General features: G+C 68.9%; 20 protein-coding genes and 1 pseudogene. 13 read left to right on the forward strand and 8 right to left on the reverse strand.

Annotation, left to right across the window (positions count from 1 at the left end):
* Nucleotides 1-413: 413 nt before the first annotated feature.
* Nucleotides 414-506, reverse strand: a pseudogene (locus tag N8I74_RS19340) (type VI secretion system Vgr family protein); the annotation flags it as partial.
* Nucleotides 507-671: 165 nt separating this feature from the next.
* Here N8I74_RS19340 and moaA point away from each other — a divergent pair.
* From moaA to N8I74_RS02255, 9 genes are read left to right on the forward strand one after another with little or no spacing between them, the layout of a single operon-like run.
* On the forward strand, nucleotides 672-1,673 hold the full coding sequence (gene moaA / locus N8I74_RS02215) for a GTP 3',8-cyclase MoaA (protein WP_263125289.1): 1,002 nt from the start codon (nucleotides 672-674) through the stop codon (nucleotides 1,671-1,673).
* Between the two features lie 46 nt (nucleotides 1,674-1,719).
* Nucleotides 1,720-2,292 carry a molybdopterin-guanine dinucleotide biosynthesis protein B gene (gene mobB, locus N8I74_RS02220; protein ID WP_263125290.1) on the forward strand — a complete coding sequence of 191 codons (573 nt, stop codon included), beginning with the start codon at nucleotides 1,720-1,722 and terminating at the stop codon, nucleotides 2,290-2,292.
* Nucleotides 2,276-3,469: a molybdopterin molybdotransferase MoeA gene (locus tag N8I74_RS02225; protein ID WP_263125291.1), complete on the forward strand. Its 1,194-nt coding sequence runs from the start codon at nucleotides 2,276-2,278 to the stop codon at nucleotides 3,467-3,469. Before mobB ends, N8I74_RS02225 begins: the two co-directional genes overlap by 17 nt.
* Before the next feature lie 18 nt (nucleotides 3,470-3,487).
* Nucleotides 3,488-3,745, forward strand: a complete 258-nt coding sequence (locus tag N8I74_RS02230) for a MoaD/ThiS family protein (RefSeq protein WP_263125292.1) — start codon at nucleotides 3,488-3,490, stop codon at nucleotides 3,743-3,745.
* Between the two features lie 4 nt (nucleotides 3,746-3,749).
* Nucleotides 3,750-4,247 carry a molybdenum cofactor biosynthesis protein MoaE gene (locus N8I74_RS02235; protein WP_263125293.1) on the forward strand — a complete coding sequence of 166 codons (498 nt, stop codon included), beginning with the start codon at nucleotides 3,750-3,752 and terminating at the stop codon, nucleotides 4,245-4,247.
* Nucleotides 4,226-4,816: a molybdenum cofactor guanylyltransferase MobA gene (gene mobA, locus N8I74_RS02240; protein WP_263125294.1), complete on the forward strand. Its 591-nt coding sequence runs from the start codon at nucleotides 4,226-4,228 to the stop codon at nucleotides 4,814-4,816. The genes N8I74_RS02235 and mobA overlap by 22 nt, the downstream gene beginning before the upstream one ends.
* Nucleotides 4,813-5,313 carry a cyclic pyranopterin monophosphate synthase MoaC gene (gene moaC / locus N8I74_RS02245; RefSeq protein WP_263125295.1) on the forward strand — a complete coding sequence of 167 codons (501 nt, stop codon included), beginning with the start codon at nucleotides 4,813-4,815 and terminating at the stop codon, nucleotides 5,311-5,313. The genes mobA and moaC overlap by 4 nt, the downstream gene beginning before the upstream one ends.
* The gene (locus N8I74_RS02250; protein WP_263125296.1) at nucleotides 5,300-7,228 is read left to right on the forward strand and encodes a type IV pili methyl-accepting chemotaxis transducer N-terminal domain-containing protein; all 1,929 of its coding nucleotides are present in this window, start codon (nucleotides 5,300-5,302) and stop codon (nucleotides 7,226-7,228) included. Before moaC ends, N8I74_RS02250 begins: the two co-directional genes overlap by 14 nt.
* Nucleotides 7,229-7,247: 19 nt before the next feature.
* Nucleotides 7,248-7,910, forward strand: a complete 663-nt coding sequence (locus tag N8I74_RS02255; RefSeq protein WP_263125297.1) for a response regulator — start codon at nucleotides 7,248-7,250, stop codon at nucleotides 7,908-7,910.
* Between the two features lie 10 nt (nucleotides 7,911-7,920).
* Here N8I74_RS02255 and mog read toward each other — a convergent pair whose 3' ends face one another.
* Nucleotides 7,921-8,493 carry a molybdopterin adenylyltransferase gene (gene mog / locus N8I74_RS02260; RefSeq protein WP_263125298.1) on the reverse strand — a complete coding sequence of 191 codons (573 nt, stop codon included), beginning with the start codon at nucleotides 8,491-8,493 and terminating at the stop codon, nucleotides 7,921-7,923.
* A 127-nt stretch (nucleotides 8,494-8,620) separates the two neighbouring features.
* Nucleotides 8,621-8,911 carry a hypothetical protein gene (locus N8I74_RS02265; protein ID WP_263125299.1) on the reverse strand — a complete coding sequence of 97 codons (291 nt, stop codon included), beginning with the start codon at nucleotides 8,909-8,911 and terminating at the stop codon, nucleotides 8,621-8,623.
* A gap of 146 nt (nucleotides 8,912-9,057) precedes the next feature.
* Here N8I74_RS02265 and N8I74_RS02270 point away from each other — a divergent pair, with 146 nt between their 5' ends.
* The 4 genes from N8I74_RS02270 (at nucleotide 9,058) to N8I74_RS02285 (ending at nucleotide 12,857) form a co-directional block, all read left to right on the forward strand.
* Nucleotides 9,058-9,729 carry an OmpA family protein gene (locus tag N8I74_RS02270; RefSeq protein ID WP_263125300.1) on the forward strand — a complete coding sequence of 224 codons (672 nt, stop codon included), beginning with the start codon at nucleotides 9,058-9,060 and terminating at the stop codon, nucleotides 9,727-9,729.
* Between the two features lie 199 nt (nucleotides 9,730-9,928).
* The gene (locus N8I74_RS02275) at nucleotides 9,929-10,201 is read left to right on the forward strand and encodes an oxidative damage protection protein (RefSeq protein ID WP_263125301.1); all 273 of its coding nucleotides are present in this window, start codon (nucleotides 9,929-9,931) and stop codon (nucleotides 10,199-10,201) included.
* A 55-nt stretch (nucleotides 10,202-10,256) separates the two neighbouring features.
* A complete protein-coding gene (gene ppk1, locus N8I74_RS02280) occupies nucleotides 10,257-12,335 on the forward strand; it encodes a polyphosphate kinase 1 (RefSeq protein WP_263125302.1) in 2,079 nt (692 codons plus the stop codon).
* Between the two features lie 75 nt (nucleotides 12,336-12,410).
* Nucleotides 12,411-12,857: a SixA phosphatase family protein gene (locus N8I74_RS02285; RefSeq protein ID WP_263125303.1), complete on the forward strand. Its 447-nt coding sequence runs from the start codon at nucleotides 12,411-12,413 to the stop codon at nucleotides 12,855-12,857.
* Between the two features lie 63 nt (nucleotides 12,858-12,920).
* Here the strand turns inward: N8I74_RS02285 and N8I74_RS02290 are convergent, their stop codons facing one another.
* From N8I74_RS02290 to N8I74_RS02310, 5 genes are all read right to left on the reverse strand, one after another.
* Nucleotides 12,921-14,132 carry a heme biosynthesis HemY N-terminal domain-containing protein gene (locus N8I74_RS02290; RefSeq protein ID WP_263125304.1) on the reverse strand — a complete coding sequence of 404 codons (1,212 nt, stop codon included), beginning with the start codon at nucleotides 14,130-14,132 and terminating at the stop codon, nucleotides 12,921-12,923.
* Nucleotides 14,129-15,166 carry a uroporphyrinogen-III C-methyltransferase gene (locus N8I74_RS02295; RefSeq protein WP_263125305.1) on the reverse strand — a complete coding sequence of 346 codons (1,038 nt, stop codon included), beginning with the start codon at nucleotides 15,164-15,166 and terminating at the stop codon, nucleotides 14,129-14,131. The genes N8I74_RS02290 and N8I74_RS02295 overlap by 4 nt, the downstream gene beginning before the upstream one ends.
* The gene (locus tag N8I74_RS02300; RefSeq protein WP_263125306.1) at nucleotides 15,163-15,936 is read right to left on the reverse strand and encodes a uroporphyrinogen-III synthase; all 774 of its coding nucleotides are present in this window, start codon (nucleotides 15,934-15,936) and stop codon (nucleotides 15,163-15,165) included. Before N8I74_RS02300 ends, N8I74_RS02295 begins: the two co-directional genes overlap by 4 nt.
* Nucleotides 15,933-16,868 carry a hydroxymethylbilane synthase gene (gene hemC, locus N8I74_RS02305; protein ID WP_263125307.1) on the reverse strand — a complete coding sequence of 312 codons (936 nt, stop codon included), beginning with the start codon at nucleotides 16,866-16,868 and terminating at the stop codon, nucleotides 15,933-15,935. The genes N8I74_RS02300 and hemC overlap by 4 nt, the downstream gene beginning before the upstream one ends.
* A 174-nt stretch (nucleotides 16,869-17,042) precedes the next feature.
* Nucleotides 17,043-17,762 carry an anaerobic ribonucleoside-triphosphate reductase activating protein gene (locus N8I74_RS02310; RefSeq protein ID WP_263125308.1) on the reverse strand — a complete coding sequence of 240 codons (720 nt, stop codon included), beginning with the start codon at nucleotides 17,760-17,762 and terminating at the stop codon, nucleotides 17,043-17,045.
* Nucleotides 17,763-17,766 lie beyond the last annotated feature (4 nt).

Consider the following 17,766-nt stretch of genomic DNA (forward strand, 5'->3'; position numbering starts at 1 on the left):
CATTCGCCTCGCGCAGCCGGATGCTGCCAAGGAACTGCTTGAACTGCGGCAGGCCGGTTCTTCATTGCCGGGTCGGCATCATAGGCGAAGGCATTCAGTTCGGCAGACACCGCCGGCACCAGCAGATCATCGGCAGTCTGTAGAAGCCGGCTTCCGCCGGAGCCTCGCCAACCGCCCATGGGCGAAAGCGCGCAAGGCCGGCTTTGGTAACGTCCAGCCAATGCTGATCGCCAAGCACGGCATTGGTGAGGTTCAGGTGATCCAGGTGGCCCTGGGCGGGTTGCGCCTTGCGGCTGGCCGTCCAGGTCGAGGGTTTTGGGGCCAAGCTCGGCCGGCTCGGCCAGTTGGTGTTGCGCAGTGTCGCTGAGGGGCCACGCCGGTTGTTGCGCGGATTCAAGCTGCGCCTGGGCTTGCTCCCGGTCCAGTTGCCGGCCGGCGGCGCCGGGCTGGGCTTCGCTGCTGAGCAGCAGCCCTTGCGCAGCGCGCCGGTATGGTCGGTGCGCAATTCGAAGCCTTCGCTGCGCGCTTCGGTCCTGCCCTCGGGGCGTGGGTGGGCGGGTCGGTCGTTTGTAGGCAGGCTCCCTTGTTCAAAAGAACTAGGTCGCCGTGCGAATGGTGGACGCCCAGGCAGCGTGGAAAGATCGTCCCCAGGCTTCTGGATTCCCGCCATCATGTCCACCGACCCCACCCGCGCTGCCCCCCTGATCGACGCCTTCGGCCGGCGCATCGACTACCTGCGCGTATCGGTCACCGACCGCTGCGATCTGCGTTGCACCTATTGCTTGCCCAAGGGCTTCACCGGGTTCGAGGAGCCGGCGCACTGGATGAGCCATGCGCAGATGCTGCGTCTGGTGGGGCTGTTTGTCGGGCTGGGCGTACGCAAGGTGCGGCTCACCGGTGGTGAACCGCTGCTGCGCCGGGGGCTGACCGGATTTGCGGCAGGGGTGGCGGCGTTGCCGGGGGTGGCCGATCTGGCGCTGTCGACCAATGCCACCCAGCTTGCCGACCATGCCGCCGCGCTGCACGCCGCCGGCGTGACGCGGCTGAATGTCAGTCTCGACAGCCTGGACCGCGACTGCTTTGCCCGGATTACCGGGCGCGATTGCCTGGCGCAGGTACTGCAGGGACTGCATGTGGCACGCCGCGCAGGCTTTGCGCCGATCAAGCTCAACATGGTGGTGCAGGCCGGCGTGAACGAGGTGGATGTCGAGCGCATGGTGGCATTCTCGCTGGCGCACGGCTTCGTGTTGCGGTTGATCGAGCCCATGCCGATGGGCGACACCGGCCGCGCCGCGGGCTTGGTCGACGTCACTGCGCTGGGTCGTACGCTGGCGCAACGCTTTGGCCTGATCCCGCAGCTGCCGGGTGGCGATGCCGGCCCCGCCCGCTACTGGACCGACGCGGCGGGCCGGATGAGCCTGGGCGCGATCACGCCGCTGTCGCGCCATTTCTGCGCCACCTGCAACCGGGTGCGGCTGACGGTGGATGGCACGCTGCACCTGTGCCTGGGGCAGGAGGACCAGGTGCCGCTCGGCGCCATGCTGCGCGCCGGCGCGAGCGACACCGAACTGGTGGCTGCGATCCGGTGTGGCATCGCCGCCAAGCCCGAGCGGCATGAATTCGATACCCGCCCCCAGAAAATAGTGCGCTTCATGGCGCAGACCGGAGGTTGAAAGCATGCGTGCCTACGGAACACGGCCTGTGCCCGGCCGCGGCACAGTGGCAGACAGAACCGCGAGCGACGATGACCCGGGCGCGTTGTCTGCACCGGCCGGTGCCGGGTCCCCGCGGCGTGTGTTCGGGGTGGCCGGGCGCTCGGGCAGTGGCAAGACCACGTTGATCGAGGCCATGTTGCCGTTGCTGACCGGCCAGGGGCTGCGGGTGAATGTGATCAAGCACAGCCACCACGATCTGACGCTGGAGCCGGCCGGCAAGGACAGCGCACGTTTCCGCGCCGCCGGGGCGCATGAGGTGCTGGTGGCCTCGCCGTATCGCTTTGCCATCCTGCATGAGCTGGCCGGTCAGCCGGAGCCCGATCTGGCCGAACAGCTGGCCCGGCTGGCAAGTGCCGATTTGACGCTGGTGGAAGGCTTCAAGCACGACCCGATTCCGCGCATCGAGGTCTACCGACCCGCGCTGGGGCAGCCGCCGCTGCTGTTGTCGCTGCCCGGCCTGTGCGCGGTGGCGAGCGACGCGTGGTTCCCGTGCCCGGTGCCGCTGCTCGATCTGAACCGGCCGGCCCAGGTGGCGGCCTTCATCCTGGAAACCTTTGCCCATGCTGCTCAGCCTTGAAGCGATGCTGGCCCGCCTGGCCGCCCAGCCGTTGCCGCCGCCGCAGGTCGAGTCCGTGCCGTTGCAGCAGGCGGCAGGCCGGATCAGCGCGGCGACCGTCGTCGCGGCGCTCGATCTGCCGCCATTCGCCGCCAGCGCGATGGACGGCTATGCGGTCGCGATGACAACCGCTGCGCCGGCAGGCCCGTATCGGCTGGCGGGCTACGCTGCCGCCGGCAGCTGCGAGGCGCAACGGCTCGAACCCGGGGAGGCACTGCGGGTGCTGACCGGCGCGCCGCTGCCGGCCGGCTGTACCGCCGTGGTGCCGCAGGAGCAGGTGCGCTGCGACGGGCCGCAACTCCATTTGCACGCCTCGCCACAGCCTGGGGCGCATATGCGGCTGCCGGGCAGTGAGCTGGCCGCCGGCACCCCGCTGCTGCAGCAGGGCGAGCGTATCCGCACGTTGCAGATCGGGCTGCTGGCCAGTCAGGGCATCGCCGCGCTGCAGGTCTACCGGCGCGTGCGGGTCGGTGTGCTGTCGTCCGGCAACGAGCTGCAGCAGCCGGGTGAACCGCTCGCCCCCGGCCGCATCTACGACGCCAATCGTCCGCAACTGCTGGCGTTGCTGGCCCAGGCCGGCACCGACCCCGTCGATCTGGGCACGGTGCCGGACGACATGGGGCAGACGCTGGCCTGTCTGCGGTCCGCTGCCGCGCGTTGCGACGTGATCATCAGCTCCGGCGGGGCCTCGGTGGGCGATGCCGACCATATGCGCGCCGCGGTGGCGCAGCTGGGGGCGATCGACAGCTGGCGCGTGGCGATCAAGCCGGGCAAGCCGTTTGCCTTCGGCCAGGTGGATGGGGTGCCGTTCCTGGCGCTGCCGGGCAATCCGGTCGCCGCCGCGGTCACCTATCTGCTGCTGGCGCAACCGTTGCTGCGCCGCGCCGCTGGCGGGATGGCCGCGGCACCGCAGGCACGGCAGCTGCCGCTGACGCAGCCGGTGCACAACCCGGACGAGCGCCGCCATTTCCTGCGGGCGCGTCTGGTGGAACGGCAGGGCGTGCAATGGGCCGAGCCCTTTGCGCAGCAGGGCTCGGCCGCGTTGTCGACCCTGGCGCAGGCGGCGCTGCTGCTCGACATCCCGGCGGCGGCGACGCTGCCGGCGGGTGCACCGGTGCGCGCACTGATCCTGGATTGAGTGAGGACGAGGCACGACATGAAGATCCGCATCCTGTACCTGGCCGGCCTGCGCGACGCGCTGGGCTGTGCCGAAGAGGCGCTGACACTGCCTGGCGCCGAGGCGACGGTGGCCGGGCTGCTGGCGGCGCTGCGCGCCCGCGGCGGCGAATGGGCGAGCACACTCGGCCCGGACCGCGTGTTCCGGGTCGCGGTCGAGCACACGCTTGCGTGCCCCGGCACCCCGCTGACGGACGGGGTCGAGGTGGCGTTGTTCCCACCGGTGACCGGAGGCTAGCGCCATGGCGACAGCGCCTGACGCATTGCAAACGGCAATCCGTATCGCGGTCCAGCATGCGGATTTCGACCTGGGTGCCGAACTGGCGGCGCTGGACGACCCGGCACGGGCGTGTGGCGCGGTGGCGAGCTTTGTCGGGCGGGTGCGGCGCGATACCGGCGGGGACGTGCCGCTGAGCGCGCTGACGCTGGAACACTATCCGGGCATGACCGAGAAGGTATTGCGCGAGCTGGCCGCCGGCGCCGGGGAGCGCTTCAGCCTGCAGGCGGTGACCGTGGTGCACCGCATCGGGCTGCTGCGACCGGGCGAACAGATCGTGCTGGTGCTGGCGGCGGCGCCGCATCGCAAGGCGGCGCTCGCCGCCGTCGATTTCCTGATGGACCATCTCAAATCGGTCGCGCCGTTCTGGAAGTGCGAACAGTACGGCGCACAGCGGCACTGGGTGCAGGCCCGGGCCGACGACGAAGCGGCGCTTGCGCGATGGCAGACGTCGACGCCCTGATCCTGTGCGGCGGCCAGGGTCGCCGTTTCGGCGGACAGGACAAAGGACTGGTGCCGCTCGCCGGCCGGCCGCTGGTGCAATGGGTGCTGGCCGCGCTCGCCGGCTGGCCGGTCGGGCAGGTGCTGCTGTCGGCCAACCGCAATGCAGTGCGTTACCGTGCGTTCGGCCATCCGGTGCTGCCGGATCTGCGGTCGGGTTTTTCCGGCCCGCTGGCCGGGCTGGAAGCCGGCCTTGCCGCCAGTGCCGCGCCGTATCTGCTGGTGCTGCCATGCGATGTGCCCATGCTGCCCGCCGATCTGCTGCCGCGGCTGCTGGCAGCACTGCAGGACGGTGCGCCGGTCGCCTACGCGACCGACGCGCAGCGCGTGCATCCGGCGTTGTGCCTGGTGCGTCGCACGGAGCGCGCCCGGATCGCGGCGCGCCTCGATCGCGGCGAGCGCGGGCTGGCCCGCTGGCAGGCTGCGGCGGGCGGATGCGCCGTGCCGTTCGCCTTCGATTTTCCCAACCTCAACTGTGCCCAGACGCTTGCCGAGTTTGAACAGCGCCGGGCATTCCAGGCGGAACCATGAACCAACTGACGCATTTCGACGAACAGGGGCAGGCCTGGATGGTCGACGTGGGCGGCAAGCCCGCCACCCGCCGCCGTGCCGTGGCACAGGGGCGCATCCGGATGCAGCCGGCCACGGCAGCGCTGATCGCCGGCGGCGGCCACACCAAGGGCGACGTGCTCGGCATCGCCCGGGTGGCCGCGATCATGGCGGCCAAACGCACCGGCGAGCTGATTCCGCTATGCCATCCGCTTGCGCTGACGCATCTGGCGGTCGAGTTCGAGCTGAGCAAGAATGCGGTGGAGGTGCGTGTCGCCGCCGAGACGCAGGGTCCGACCGGCGTGGAGATGGAGGCGCTCACCGCCGCCAGTGTCGCGTTGCTGACCATCTACGACATGTGCAAGGCGGCGGACCGCGCCATGCGGATCGAAGCGGTGCAGCTTCTGGAAAAGCACGGTGGCAAGTCGGGCAGCTGGTACGCGGCGAGCGAGGAGAACGGAGCTGATGGCACTGGATGAGGTGATGCCGGAACCTGCGCTGAAGGAGCGGCTGTCCACCCGCATCGTGACCAGCAGCATCGCCGCGCTGCTGTTCGTGCTCGCGATGATCGGCTGGACGCTGTGGCTTTCATGGCAGCTCGAAGGTGCGGGCGCCGCCATCAACGACACCGGCAGTCTGCGCATGCGCGCCAACCTGATCGGTATCGAACTGCTCAAGGCCGAAGCGGTGCCGTCGGCGCGCGTCGTACGCGCGCAGGCGGCGCTGGATGCGCAACACGCCACGCTGGAGCGGCTACGCCGCGGCGTACCGTCACGGCCGCTGTTCCTGCCACAGGACGAGGCCATCCGCGCCCAGTTCGAACGGGTGACCGCGCTGTGGCAGCGCCGGCTGCAACCGGCGGCGGTCGTGGCCATGGCGGGCGGCGCACGTGCATCCTATCTCTCGGCATTGCCGAACTTCGTCGACGAAGCCGACCGCCTGGTGCGGATGATCGAGGTGGACAACGCCGGCAAGACCTCGCTGTTGCGGTTGTCGCAGGGGCTGCTGGTCGTGCTCGCCTGCGCTGGCACCCTGGCGATGATCTACCTGCTCTATCTGTGGATCATCTCACCGGTGCTGCGGCTGCAGGACGGGCTGGGGCGCATGGCGGCGCGTGAGTTCGGCGTGCGTCTGCCGGTGGAGTCGCGCGACGAATTCGGCGTGCTGGCCGCCGGCTTCAACCGGATGGCCGAGGAGCTCGAAGCGCTCTACCGCGAGCTGGAGACACGCGTCGCGACCAAGACGGCGCAGCTGGCGGCGCGCAACCGCGAGCTGGAGACGTTGTACGACATGGCGGCGTTCCTGCACCAGCCCAATGATATCGACACGCTGTGCCGCGGCTTTCTCAAGGAGGTGCGGCGCCAGTTCCATGCCGACGGCGGCAGCATCCGGGCGGTGGACCCGGAAGGCGAGAAGCTGTTGATGGTGGTGGCCGACGGGCTGACCCCGGCGCTGGCCGAGCACGAGCATTGCATGAAGGTGGACGACTGCTTCTGCGGTCAGGCGACCCAGCAGGGCGTGGTGGTGATCCACGATTTGCGCCGGCTGCCGCAGCCCGATGCCTACCAATGCAGCAAGGAGGGATTCACCAGCCTTGCGGTGTTCCGCATCGTGTCGCGCGACGAGGTGCTCGGTTCGTTCTCGCTGCATTTCCGCGACCGGCACGCGTTGTCGGAGGCCGAGACCCAACTGCTCGAAACGCTGGGCCGGCACCTGGGTGTGGCACTGGAGAATCGGCGGCTGGCCGCCAAGGCGCGGCAGCTGGCGGTGGCGCAGGAGCGCAGCCTGGTGGCGCAGGGGCTGCACGACAGCATTGCGCAGGGGCTCAACTTCCTCAATCTGCAGGTGCAGCTGCTCGAGGATGCGCTGGCGCGCGGCGCGCTCGACGATGCCACCGAGATCGCGCCGCTGTTGCGCACCGGGGTCGAGGAGAGCTATCAGGATGTGCGCGAGCTGCTGTCCAACTTCCGCAGCAAGCTGGCGCAAGGCGAGCTGGTCAGCGGCATCGAGGAGACGGCATCGCGCTTCACCCGACAGACCGGCATCGAGGTGGCGCTCGACGTGCGGGACGAGGGCGCGCCATTGCCGCCCGAGCAGCAGCTGCAGGTGCTGTTCATCCTGCAGGAGGCGCTGTCCAATGTGCGCAAGCACGCCCAGGCCGGAAAGGTATGGGTGCAGATGCGCAATCAGCGCGATTTCGTGCTGAAGGTGCGTGACGACGGCCAGGGTTACGATCCGGACGAGGTGGCACGGCGCAGTGAGCAGCATGTGGGGCTGTCGATCATGCGCGAGCGTGCCGGGCGCATCGGTGCCGAGCTGACACTGACCAGCCGTCCCGGCGCCGGCGTACAACTGGCGCTCACGCTCGACCAAGCACGCCGGCAGGCCGCATGAACAACCAGGGGAAACGACCATGACCATACGCGTGCTGCTGGTGGACGACCACACGCTGTTCCGCTCGGGCATCAAGCAACTGCTGCAGCGGCAGGAGGATGTCGAGGTGGTGGCCGAGGCCGCCGACGGGGTCGAGGGCATCAAGCGGGCCAAGGCGCAGCGTCCGGATGTGATCCTGCTCGACCTGAACATGCCGGGCCTGTCCGGGCTGGAGACGCTGCAGCTGCTGGTGCAGGATGTGCCCGAGGCGGCAGTGCTGATCCTGACCGTATCGGAAGAGGCCGAGGAACTGGCACAGGCGCTGCAGCAGGGCGCGCGCGGCTACCTGGTGAAGAACATCGAGGTCGATGCGCTGATCGCGGCGGTGCGCAAGGCCGCGCGTGGCGAGGCGGTGATCGCCGACAGCATGACCGCCAAGCTGGTGGAGCGCTTTCGCAGCCATGGCGCCGTGCCGGGCGGGGCCGCGGCACCGTCCGAACGCGAGAAGCTCACCCCGCGCGAGCGGGAGATCGTCGCCTGTCTCGCCCGGGGCGAGAGCAACAAGGAGATCGCGCGCCGGCTGGAGGTGGCCGAGAGCACGGTCAAGATCCACGTGCAGAACATCCTGAAGAAGCTCAATCTGAACAGCCGCGTGCAGGTGGCCGTGTACGCGGTCGAGCACGGGCTCGCCGGCAATCCGTAGCGCTGCCGCTTCAGCCGCCCGGGCGGAACGCTGCCACCACCTCCGCGTGGGTCTCGATCCGCGGCCCGTCCAGCAGGTCGATGCAATAGGGTACCGCGGCGAAGATGCCGGGCACCGCAACGGTGCCGTCCGCATGGCGCACGCCTTCGAGCGTTTCCTTGATCGCCCGGGGGCGGCCGGGCAGGTTCAGGATCAGCGTGCGGCCGCGGATGGCCCCCACCTGCCGGCTCAGCAGGGCGGTCGGCACGAAGTGCAGGCTGATCTGCCGCATCTGTTCGCCAAAGCCGGGCATCACCCGGTCGGCGACCGCCAGCGTCGCCTCCGGCGTCACGTCGCGCGGCGCGGGTCCGGTGCCCCCGGTGGTCAGGATCAACTGGCAGCCTGCCTGGTCGGCCAGCTCGATCAGCGTCGCCTCGATCCGCGGCTGCTCATCCGGGATCAGGCGGCAGACCACCTGATACGGCGTGCTCAGCGCCGCGGCCAGCCACGCCTGCAACGCGGGCAGCCCCTGATCCTGATAGACGCCGGCGCTGGCCCGGTCCGATGTGGCGACGAGGCCGATGCGCAGTGCTGGCTGTTCCATGTCCGCCCCTGTACCCGTGTGTTCGGCAGTGCGCGCCGGTTGGGATTGGCGCGCAGTATGCCGATTGTCCCAAAGCCGGGTGCGGCCCGGCATTCCCCGGATGGCCTAGACAGGATGGCGCGGTCGGTCAGCCCAGCAGTTCATCGATATAGCGGATATAGACGGGGAACCAGCCTGCCGGATCGTCGCCGCACTGCGCCCGCGTGGCCTCGGCGTAGCAGTACTGCTGGGCCCGCTTGGCCAGTGTGTCCAGCTTGTTGGGTTCCACATCGCGCGCCTTGGCTTCGGCCTTGATGGCGCGGTTGATCTCTTCGTGGCAGATCGCCACGGGTTCACGGCACTGCGCAAGCAGATCGGCATACCTGCCCGCGTGCGCCGGGGCGCAAAGCAGGGCGGTGACGAGGATGGCGGCACGCATACAGGCTCCTTCCGGTGGTTGTCGGCAAAACGGCTATCTGCATGATCGGCGCTCGACCCGGGAAGGTGTCGTGTGATCTTTAACATCACGCGTGTCAGGATTTGTCCCAGATAATTTGCATATCTACCGGACCGAAAGGAGCTCCCATGCGCAAAACCGTATCGCTCACCGTTGTCGCCGCCCTGCTGGTGTCGGCATGTGCCACCAACGACCTGGGTGAAAAGCGCGATCTGAACAAGACGGAGATGGGCGCCATCATCGGCACGCTCGGCGGCGCGGCCATCGGCGCCGCAGTCAACCACAAGAACCGCGGCAAGGGCGCGCTGATCGGTGCCGTCGGCGGCGGGCTGGCCGGCACCGGCATCGGCTACTACATGGACCAGCAGGCCAAGGATCTGCAAAAGCAGCTTGCGCCGGAAATCCAGCGTGGTGAGATCGCCATCCAGAAGCAGGCCGACAATTCGCTCCTGGTGAGCATGACCTCCAGCACCGGCTTTGACACCAACTCGTCCGCGATCAAGCCGGCCTATACGCCCACGCTGGACAAGATCGCCAAGGTGGTCAATCAGTACGGCAAGACCATGATCACCGTGGTCGGCCATACCGACAATGTCGGCAAGGACGCATACAACCAGCAGCTGTCCGAGCAGCGCGCACGCGCCGTGGTCGACTACTTCGTCGGCCGGCAGGTCAACTCGTTGCGGCTGGACTCCTATGGCAAGGGCGAAAGCCAGCCGCGGGCCAGCAACGACAGCGAGGACGGGCGCCGCCTGAACCGCCGCGTCGAGCTGTGGATCATGCCGGTCAAGGCAAGCTGATCCCGCTGCCGCCCGGCCCACAGCCCACGGCCCGCGCCACGGCGCGGGCCGTTGCTTTGGCGCGATGAGCGGCAACGCGGATCGGCAGGTACAATTGGGTTGAGCCCATTGCACCGAGGGAACCGCCTGTCGTGCTTCCTGTCATGCGTATGCAATCGTTCTGCCATTCAATCCCGTATCCAGAGTCCGGAGTTTCCCGATGAGTCGTACCGTCCACTGCGTCAAACTGGGCCGTGAGGCCGAAGGCCTTGATTTCGCCCCGTTGCCGGGCGAGCTGGGCCGCCGTGTCTATGAGCAGGTGTCCAAGGAGGCCTGGGCGGCGTGGGTCAGGCACCAGACGATGCTGATCAACGAGAACCGTCTCAATCTGGCCGATCCCAAGGCGCGGCAATACCTGCAGCAACAGCTGGAGAACTATTTCTTCGGCGCGGGCGCCGACCAGCCCGCAGGTTACGTGCCACCGCAATCCTGATCCATCCCGGGCCGCTTGCAGCGGCCCTTGTCGTCTTGGAACCTGCAAAAGCGCCATGACCTACAAACCTGCCGACAATCAGCTGATGCTCAATCGCGAGCTAGGGCTGCTGGAATTCAACCGCCGCGTACTGGCGCAGGCGGAGGATGCGCGCAATCCGTTGCTCGAACGGCTCAAGTTCCTGTGCATCGTGTCGAGCAACCTGGACGAATTCTTCGAAGTGCGCATGGCTTGGCTGAAGGAGAATGTGCGGCAGTACCCGACCCGGCTGCTGCCCGAGGGGGTGACGCCGCATCACGCCTACGAGCTGGTGGTCAAGGAGGCGCATCTTCTGGTCGAACAGCAGTACAAGGTGCTGCGCGAGGTGATGTTCCCGGCGCTGTCCAAGGAGGCGATCCATTTCTTCCGCCGCAGCCTGTGGACCGACGCGCAGCGCGAATGGGTGCGGGACTACTTCTTCCGCGAGCTGATGCCGGTGCTCACGCCGATCGGACTCGATCCGTCGCACCCGTTCCCGCGCATCCTCAACAAGTCGCTCAACTTCATTGTCGAGCTGGAAGGGCGCGATGCATTCGGCCGCAACGCCGAGATGGCCATCGTGCAGGCGCCGCGCATCCTGCCGCGCTTTGTGAAGATGCCGCGTGAGGTCACCGGCGTCGACCATGGGTTCGTGTTCCTCTCCTCCATCCTGCATGCGCATGTGGACGAGCTGTTTGCCGGGATGCATGTGCTGGGCTGCTACCAGTTCCGGGTCACGCGCGACTCGGACGTGACCGTGGACGACGAGGACGTCAAGGACCTGCGCGCCGCGCTGGAGGGCGAATTGAGCCAACGCCCCTACGGCGACGCCGTACGGCTGGAGGTGGCCGACAACCTGCCGCGCCACTTGAAGGACTACCTCAAGGAGCAGTTCCACCTGGAGGATGACGACGTCTACCGCGTCAATGGCCCGGTCAATCTGGTGCGGCTGATGCAGGTGCCCGACCAGGTGGACCGGCCCGACCTGAAATTCGAGCCGTTCATGCCCGGTCTGCCGGTCGAACTCAGAAAGCAGCCGGATCTGTTTGCCGCCATCCGCCACGGCGACATCCTGCTGCACCACCCCTACCAGAGCTTCACCCCAGTGATCGACCTGGTGCAGCAGGCGGCGCGCGATCCGCACGTGGTCGCGATCAAGATGACGGTATACCGCACCGGCAGCGAATCGGCGCTGATGGATGCGCTGGCCGAGGCGGCGCAGCGCGGCAAGGAAGTGACCGCGGTGGTCGAGCTGATGGCGCGCTTCGACGAGGAAGCCAACATCAACTGGGCCGCCAAGCTCGAACGTGCCGGGGTGCACGTGGTCTACGGCGTCTACGGCTACAAGACGCACGCCAAGATGCTGCTGATCGTGCGGCGCGAGGAGGGCAAGCTCAAGCGCTACGTGCACGTCGGCACCGGCAACTACCATCCGCGCACCAGCAAGCTCTACACCGATTTCGGCCTGATGACCGAAGACGAGGACATCACCAGCGACGTGAACGACGTGTTCATGCAGCTCACGGGCCTTGGCCTGGCCGGCGATCACCATGCACTGTGGCAGGCGCCGTTCACGTTGCAGCCCAACTTCATCAAGGCGATCGAGCGCGAGATCACCCACGCCCGGCTGGGGCGCAAGGCGGTGATCATCGCCAAGATGAACGCCTTGCTCGAACCGACCATCATCGACAAGCTCTACGAGGCGAGCCAGGCCGGCGTCACCATCCACCTGATCGTGCGCGGTGTGTGCGCGCTGCGGCCCGGCATTCCCGGGCTGTCGGACAACATCAAGGTCCGCTCGATCATCGGCCGCTTCCTGGAGCACCATCGCGTCTACTACTTCTACAACGACGGCGCCGAGGATGTGTACCTCTCCAGTGCGGACTGGATGGGCCGCAACCTGTTCCGCCGCATCGAGATCGCCTTCCCTGCCAAGAGCAGCAAGGTGAAGCGCCGCGTGATCCGCGAGGCGCTGCGTCCCTACCTGGTCGACAATGTGCAGGCCTGGGAAATGCAGCCGGACGGGCGCTATCGGCGCAAAGGCATCCGGCTGGCCAAGGTGCGCTCGGCACAGGGCATGCTGCTGCAGGAACTGTCGGCCAAGCAGCGCAACTGACCCCGGCCGGAGGCGGAACGGGCCGTGCGCCGGTCGCTGCCTGCCCGCCACGCACAGTACCGAGGAGGATTGCCCATGCATCTGATTCTATGGCGCCATGCCGAGGCCGAGGATGGCCGGGACGATCTGGCGCGGGCACTGACCGCGCGCGGCCAGCATGAGGCGCAGCGCAGCGCCGCCTGGCTCAAGGATCAGCTGCGGGAGCGGCCGGTGCGTGTCTTGGCGAGCCAGGCGCGCCGCGCCCAGCAGACCGCGTTGGCGTTCACCCCGCAGTTCGGGATCGATCCGCGGCTGAACCCCGATGTGCCGGCAGCCTCGTACCTGGCCGCTGCCGGCTGGCCGCACGCCGACACCGCCGTGCTGCTGGTCGGCCATCAGCCCACCTTGGGCTGGTTGGCCAGCTTGCTGCTGGCCGGCACCGAGTTGGACTGGGACGTGAGGAAATCCGGGGTCTGGTGGCTGGAATACCATCCCGGCGGCGGCATGCAGGCACGCCTGGACGCGGTATACGCGCCGTCCTGAGCCTGGCGGGAACGGCGGGACGCGCCGGAGGCCGACGGCGCCGGCAGGCGCCGCCATGCATGATCACGCGGGCTGGATATCCAGCTGCGGCAGCGCCAGCACCAGGCTGGCCCGGTAGTGCCGGGCCGCGGCGTCGGGCTGGTCGAGCGATTCCAGCAATCTGGCAAGCTCGGCATGCGCCACGGCGGTCGGTTCCACCGCCAGGCTGGCTTCCAGGTAGGTCTGCGCCTTGCCCCACAATCCGCGGGCGCGGCACAGCCGGCCCAGCGTCAGCAGCAGCAGGTGATCCTCGGGATGCGAGCGCAGCCATGCCTCGGCCTGCTGCAGCTGGTTGGTGGCCGCCTCGCCGCTCAGTCCCAGCGTACCGTACCGTTCGGCAAGTTCGCTCGACCATTGGCTGGCCAACGCATCCTCGATCGCCTCCTGCGCCAGCGTTGCCTCGCCCAGCGCGCTGCAGGCGTCCACCATCGCCAGCACCAGCGGCACCGCGGCACGATCGGCCTCGGGCAGCTTGGCCCACCAGTCCTTCAGTTCCTTGGGCGTGCGCGGCCTGCCGGCGAGCGAATCGAGCAGCGCCTGGACACGCAGGCGGCGCGCCTGTTCGACCTCGATCGCTTCGCTCTTGGCCAGCTGCTCGACCAGCCGCAGCACCGCGTCGGCCTCGCCGTTGCGTTGGCGCAGCCGCAATTCCAGCTTGAGCGCGGCGGTGAGCTTGGGCGAGATCGAGAGTGCCTCGGCCAGCGCCCGGCTGGCGTCGTCGTAGCGGCGCTCGTCCAGGTAGAGCTCGGCCATGGTCATCGTCAGCGCCAGGTGCTGCTGCGGCAGCTTGGCCTGCAGCCGCTCGAAATACCGGTCGCGTTTGGCGAAGTCGCGCATTGCATGCGCGGCGCGCGCAGCCAGCAGGCCGTTGACCGCGATGGCCTCCAGCTCGCTGCTGGCCGAGAGTGCGTCGGCTGACAGGCGTTCGGCGCGCTGATAGCGGCCTTCGAAGAACGCGGTACGTGCCTGGCGCTCCAGCTCGACGCTGGCCCGGTAGCGGCGTTCGGCGCGGTACTGCCGCACCCGTCCGGGCAGTCCGCCGAGCTCAGTGCCCAGCTTGACCACGCAGTACAGCAGCAGCGTCAGCAGCACCAGCGCGATCACGAACACATTGAGCGACAGCTCGATGCGCCAGGGGGGGATGAACAGCAGCGCATAGCCGGTATTGAGCCGGGCGAACAGCGTGAAGCCGACCGCCAGCGCGAACAGTGCGATGATCCAGCCCAGAGCCTTCACGGCTGCACCCCCTTGGCATCGGAGCGCGCGGTGCGTACCGCCGCCAGGCTCTCGGCAAGGCTGGGCAGCGGGATTGCCAGCGATTGCGCGGACAGATCCTTGAGCGTGACGGCGACGGCGCGTGCCTGGGCGACATCATTGTCGAAGTAGCGCGCGAGGTAGCCGGCCGCGGCATCCAGGTCGGCGCGGAACGCGCTGTCGCTGCGCAGCAGCAGCGCGGTGCGCGCATCCAGGAGGCGCAGCTTGACGTTCTCGCGCAGGAAGAAGGCCTGCTCGGGGGTGAGCAGCATGGCCTCGGGCTGGTCCATCTCGCGGATGCGCACCAGTTCGCGCAGCGATTGCCACAGCTCGGCACCCAGGCGTTGCAGCCAGTTCTCGCCCTGCACCGGCTGCCGCGTCTGTTGCTGGCGCTGGCCGTCCACCGCCAGTGGCAGCCGGTCGATCACGGACACCAGATGGTCAAGCTTGGCCGAGATGCCGACCACGTCCAGGTACGGCTGGCTCTTGAGGCGGTCGATGTCGCGCATCACCGCCTTGCGCACTGGGATCAGCTCGGGGCGGTCGAGCTGGGCAAGCTTGGCCTCGATCGATTCCAGGCCGACCAGGGCGGCGCTGACATTGCCGGCCAGCTGCAATTGCTGGCTGGCGAACGACAGCGTCTGCTCCAGTTCGGCGAGCACGCGCTGGGTTTCGTTGCGGGTGAGCGCGTCGTACAGCGCGTTCAGCGTCGCCTGCTGGCCCTGGGTCTCGGCCTGCCTGGCCGAAAGCAGCGTCAGGTTGCGCTCGGCGGCGGCCAGCCGGTCCGCCAGCGCCGCCTCGCGCGCGGCCGAGGCGGCGCTGCGCTGCGCGTGGGCGGCCAGCTCACGGCCCAACTGCGCCTTGAGCGCATCGTTGGACTGCTGCTGGTACAACCAGAGCCCGCCGGTGGCGGCCAGCGCGACGAGCGCGATGACCACGGCCGGGGATGGCGCCTGCCAGCGGCGGGGCCGGGGGGCGGAGAAGGCAGCGGAGAACGTGTTGGAGTCTTGCGTCATGGCGATGAGGTGGGCCTGGCGAAATGGCAGCAAAGCGAGTCGACGATGCCGGCATCACCTGCGCGGCTGAGCCTGGCGTCTACGTCGTGCTCCGCAAGTGCCGCGATGATCCGGGGGTGTGGCGCAAAATACACAAGCGATTGTAGCTGCTCGCGCGTGGCCTCTCCAGCCAGGGCGAACAAGTGTTGTGCCGCTTCGGAGCTGGAAATAATCACTGCGTCGCAGCCTGCGGCCAGCGCATCGTCCAATGCCTGGATGGTCAGGGTGGCCGGCAGCCGGCGATAGGCGGCGACCACGGTCAGGTCCAGGCCGCGCGCGCGCAGGCCGTCGGGCAGGTCGGGGCGGCCGCCGTCGCCACGGAACAGCACGGCGCGCCGCCCGGCCCAACTGCCATGGGTGTCCAGCTCGGCCAGGAGGCCGGCACTGTCGAAGTGCGCTGGCGGCGCGATCACCGGGGCGATGCCCAATGCCCTGGCCCGTGCCGCGCTGCCCGGTCCGACCACGGCGGCCGGCACACCGGCGGGCCATGGCGCGGTGCGCGCCGCAGCCACGGCATCCAGTGCGGACGGGCTGACGAAAACAGCGAGGTCGAAGCCAGCAAGCGCATCCAGCGCAGCCTGCAGCGGCGCGGCATCCGCCGCTGGCGCGATCTGGAGCAGCGGCAACCGCACCGGCTCGGCGCCCTGGGCCGCCAGCGCCGCGCACAGCGCATCGGCCTGGCCGGCCGGCCGGGTCACCCAGATGCGGCGGCGGGCCAGCGGCAACGTCACGGCGCGCCGGCCAGCTGATCAAGGATGTCGGCCGCGCCTTCGGTAAGCAGCAGCTCGGCGACCTGCAGTCCCAACGCTTCGGCCGCAGCGCACGAGCCGTTGGCTTCGCTGTAGACGAGCCGGCTGCCGTCGGGCAGGCCGACGCAGCCGCGCAGTCGCAGAAACCCCTCGTCCTCCTCGGCGAATGCGGCCAGCGGGATCTGGCACGAGCCACCCAGCCGGCGCGACAGCGCCCGCTCGGCGGTGACGCAGGCGGCGGTGGCGGCGTCATTGAACGGTGCCAGCAGTTCGGCAAGCTCGACGCGGTCGGCCCGGATCTCCAGCCCCAGCGCGCCCTGGCCCGGGGCCGGCAGGCTGTCGTCTAAGCCGATCCCGCTGCGGATGCGCTCGCCAAGGCCGAGACGCTTGAGGCCGGCAGCCGCCAGCAGGATGGCGTCGTATTCGCCGGCGTCGAGTTTGGCCAGGCGGGTGCCGACGTTGCCGCGCAGCGGTCGGACCGTCAGCTGTGGAAAGCGTGCGCGCAGCTGCGCTTCGCGGCGCAGGCTGGAGGTGCCGACCACGCTGCCTGCCGGCAGGTGCGCGAGGCTGGCGTAGCGGTTGGACACGAAGGCATCGCACGGGTCCTCGCGCCTGCCGATGGCGGCGAGCGCGAAGCCTTCCGGCAGCACCATCGGCACGTCCTTCATCGAATGCACCGCCAGATCGGCGCGGCCCTCGGTCAGCGCCTGCTCCAGCTCTTTCACGAACAGGCCCTTGCCGCCGATCTTGTTCAGTGTCACGTCCAGGATGCGGTCACCCTGGGTGGTCATCCCCAGCAGTGTCACGGTCAGACCCGGATACCGCGTCTGCAGCCAGCCTTGCACGTGGCGGGCCTGCCACAACGCCAGCGGGCTTTCGCGGGTGGCGATGACGAGCTGTTCGGGTAACGGCATGGCGTGGCCTTCGGCGGCGGGAAAACGGCGGCCAGTTTAGCAGGGAAGCCCGCTGCGGCGCGGCCGGGAAGCAGCGCGGGCCGGTACCGGCATGAAAAACCCGAGCCGATCGGGGTGGGAGGCGGCGTGCATTCGGGCGCGCGGTGTTGCCGTCGCGCGCCAGACGGGCGCGGGTCAGCCGCGCACGGTGAAGCGCGCGAAGCGCGTGCCAAGCTCGCGCAGGACCGCCTCGCCCGGCGGCTGGCCGGCCTGGGCGAGGAGCGCGGCGTCGTTGCAACCTTCGGCGCGGAAGAGCTGCAGCGCGTAGTCGTCGACACCGGCGGCGGCCAGCCGCTCGCCCAGTGCCAGGAGGGCACGCTCGTCGTGCAGCGCCGGATGATAGGTGGTGCGGCATTCGAACGGTACGCCGCTTGCGCGCAGCAGCTGCAGAGACAGGTGCGCGGCCGAGCCGCTGCCCGCCACCTGGGTGACCTGGGCGTATTCGCCGAACTGGTGTTTGACGTCGAATCCCACCCAGTCCAGATACGGCAGGCAGTCGCGCAGCCGGGCCGGGTAGGCGCCACCGGTGTGCAGTGCCACCTTGAAGCCGAGTGCCTTCACCTGCGCCATCATCCGTGGCAGCAGCGGTTCGGTCAGCGGCTCGCCGCCACAGAACACCATGCCGTCCAGCAGACCCTGTCGCAGCGGCAGCCAGGCCAGGATCTGTTCCCAGCCGGGCAGCCCGGGCTGGGCCTGCCTCGCCTGCAGATGCGGGTTGTGGCAGTAGCGGCAGCGCCAGGGGCAGCCGGCGGTGAATACCACGCAGGCAAGCTGCCCAGGATAGTCGCAGCCGGAGAACGGCACGAAGCCGCCCAGCTTGGGCTGGCGGGCGGTGTCTTCGGCAGGGATGGGCATGGTT

It is taken from the genome of Chitiniphilus purpureus, assembly GCF_025642115.1.
Classification (GTDB): Bacteria; Pseudomonadota; Gammaproteobacteria; order Burkholderiales; family Chitinibacteraceae; genus Chitiniphilus; species Chitiniphilus purpureus.

Bases quoted from the DNA above. Each gene is read 5' to 3' on its own strand.
- N8I74_RS02235 (WP_263125293.1), top strand. From the start codon at position 3,750: ATGGCGACAGCGCCTGACGCATTGCAAACGGCAATCCGTATCGCGGTC.
- N8I74_RS02225 (WP_263125291.1), top strand. From the start codon at position 2,276: ATGCTGCTCAGCCTTGAAGCGATGCTGGCCCGCCTGGCCGCCCAGCCG.
- moaA (WP_263125289.1), top strand. From the start codon at position 672: ATGTCCACCGACCCCACCCGCGCTGCCCCCCTGATCGACGCCTTCGGC.
- N8I74_RS02275 (WP_263125301.1), top strand. From the start codon at position 9,929: ATGAGTCGTACCGTCCACTGCGTCAAACTGGGCCGTGAGGCCGAAGGC.
- N8I74_RS02255 (WP_263125297.1), top strand. From the start codon at position 7,248: ATGACCATACGCGTGCTGCTGGTGGACGACCACACGCTGTTCCGCTCG.
- moaC (WP_263125295.1), top strand. From the start codon at position 4,813: ATGAACCAACTGACGCATTTCGACGAACAGGGGCAGGCCTGGATGGTC.
- N8I74_RS02270 (WP_263125300.1), top strand. From the start codon at position 9,058: ATGCGCAAAACCGTATCGCTCACCGTTGTCGCCGCCCTGCTGGTGTCG.
- N8I74_RS02265 (WP_263125299.1), bottom strand. From the start codon at position 8,911: ATGCGTGCCGCCATCCTCGTCACCGCCCTGCTTTGCGCCCCGGCGCAC.
- N8I74_RS02310 (WP_263125308.1), bottom strand. From the start codon at position 17,762: ATGCCCATCCCTGCCGAAGACACCGCCCGCCAGCCCAAGCTGGGCGGC.
- N8I74_RS02295 (WP_263125305.1), bottom strand. From the start codon at position 15,166: ATGACGCAAGACTCCAACACGTTCTCCGCTGCCTTCTCCGCCCCCCGG.
- hemC (WP_263125307.1), bottom strand. From the start codon at position 16,868: ATGCCGTTACCCGAACAGCTCGTCATCGCCACCCGCGAAAGCCCGCTG.
- N8I74_RS02285 (WP_263125303.1), top strand. From the start codon at position 12,411: ATGCATCTGATTCTATGGCGCCATGCCGAGGCCGAGGATGGCCGGGAC.
- ppk1 (WP_263125302.1), top strand. From the start codon at position 10,257: ATGACCTACAAACCTGCCGACAATCAGCTGATGCTCAATCGCGAGCTA.
- N8I74_RS02230 (WP_263125292.1), top strand. From the start codon at position 3,488: ATGAAGATCCGCATCCTGTACCTGGCCGGCCTGCGCGACGCGCTGGGC.
- mog (WP_263125298.1), bottom strand. From the start codon at position 8,493: ATGGAACAGCCAGCACTGCGCATCGGCCTCGTCGCCACATCGGACCGG.
- N8I74_RS02250 (WP_263125296.1), top strand. From the start codon at position 5,300: ATGGCACTGGATGAGGTGATGCCGGAACCTGCGCTGAAGGAGCGGCTG.
- mobA (WP_263125294.1), top strand. From the start codon at position 4,226: ATGGCAGACGTCGACGCCCTGATCCTGTGCGGCGGCCAGGGTCGCCGT.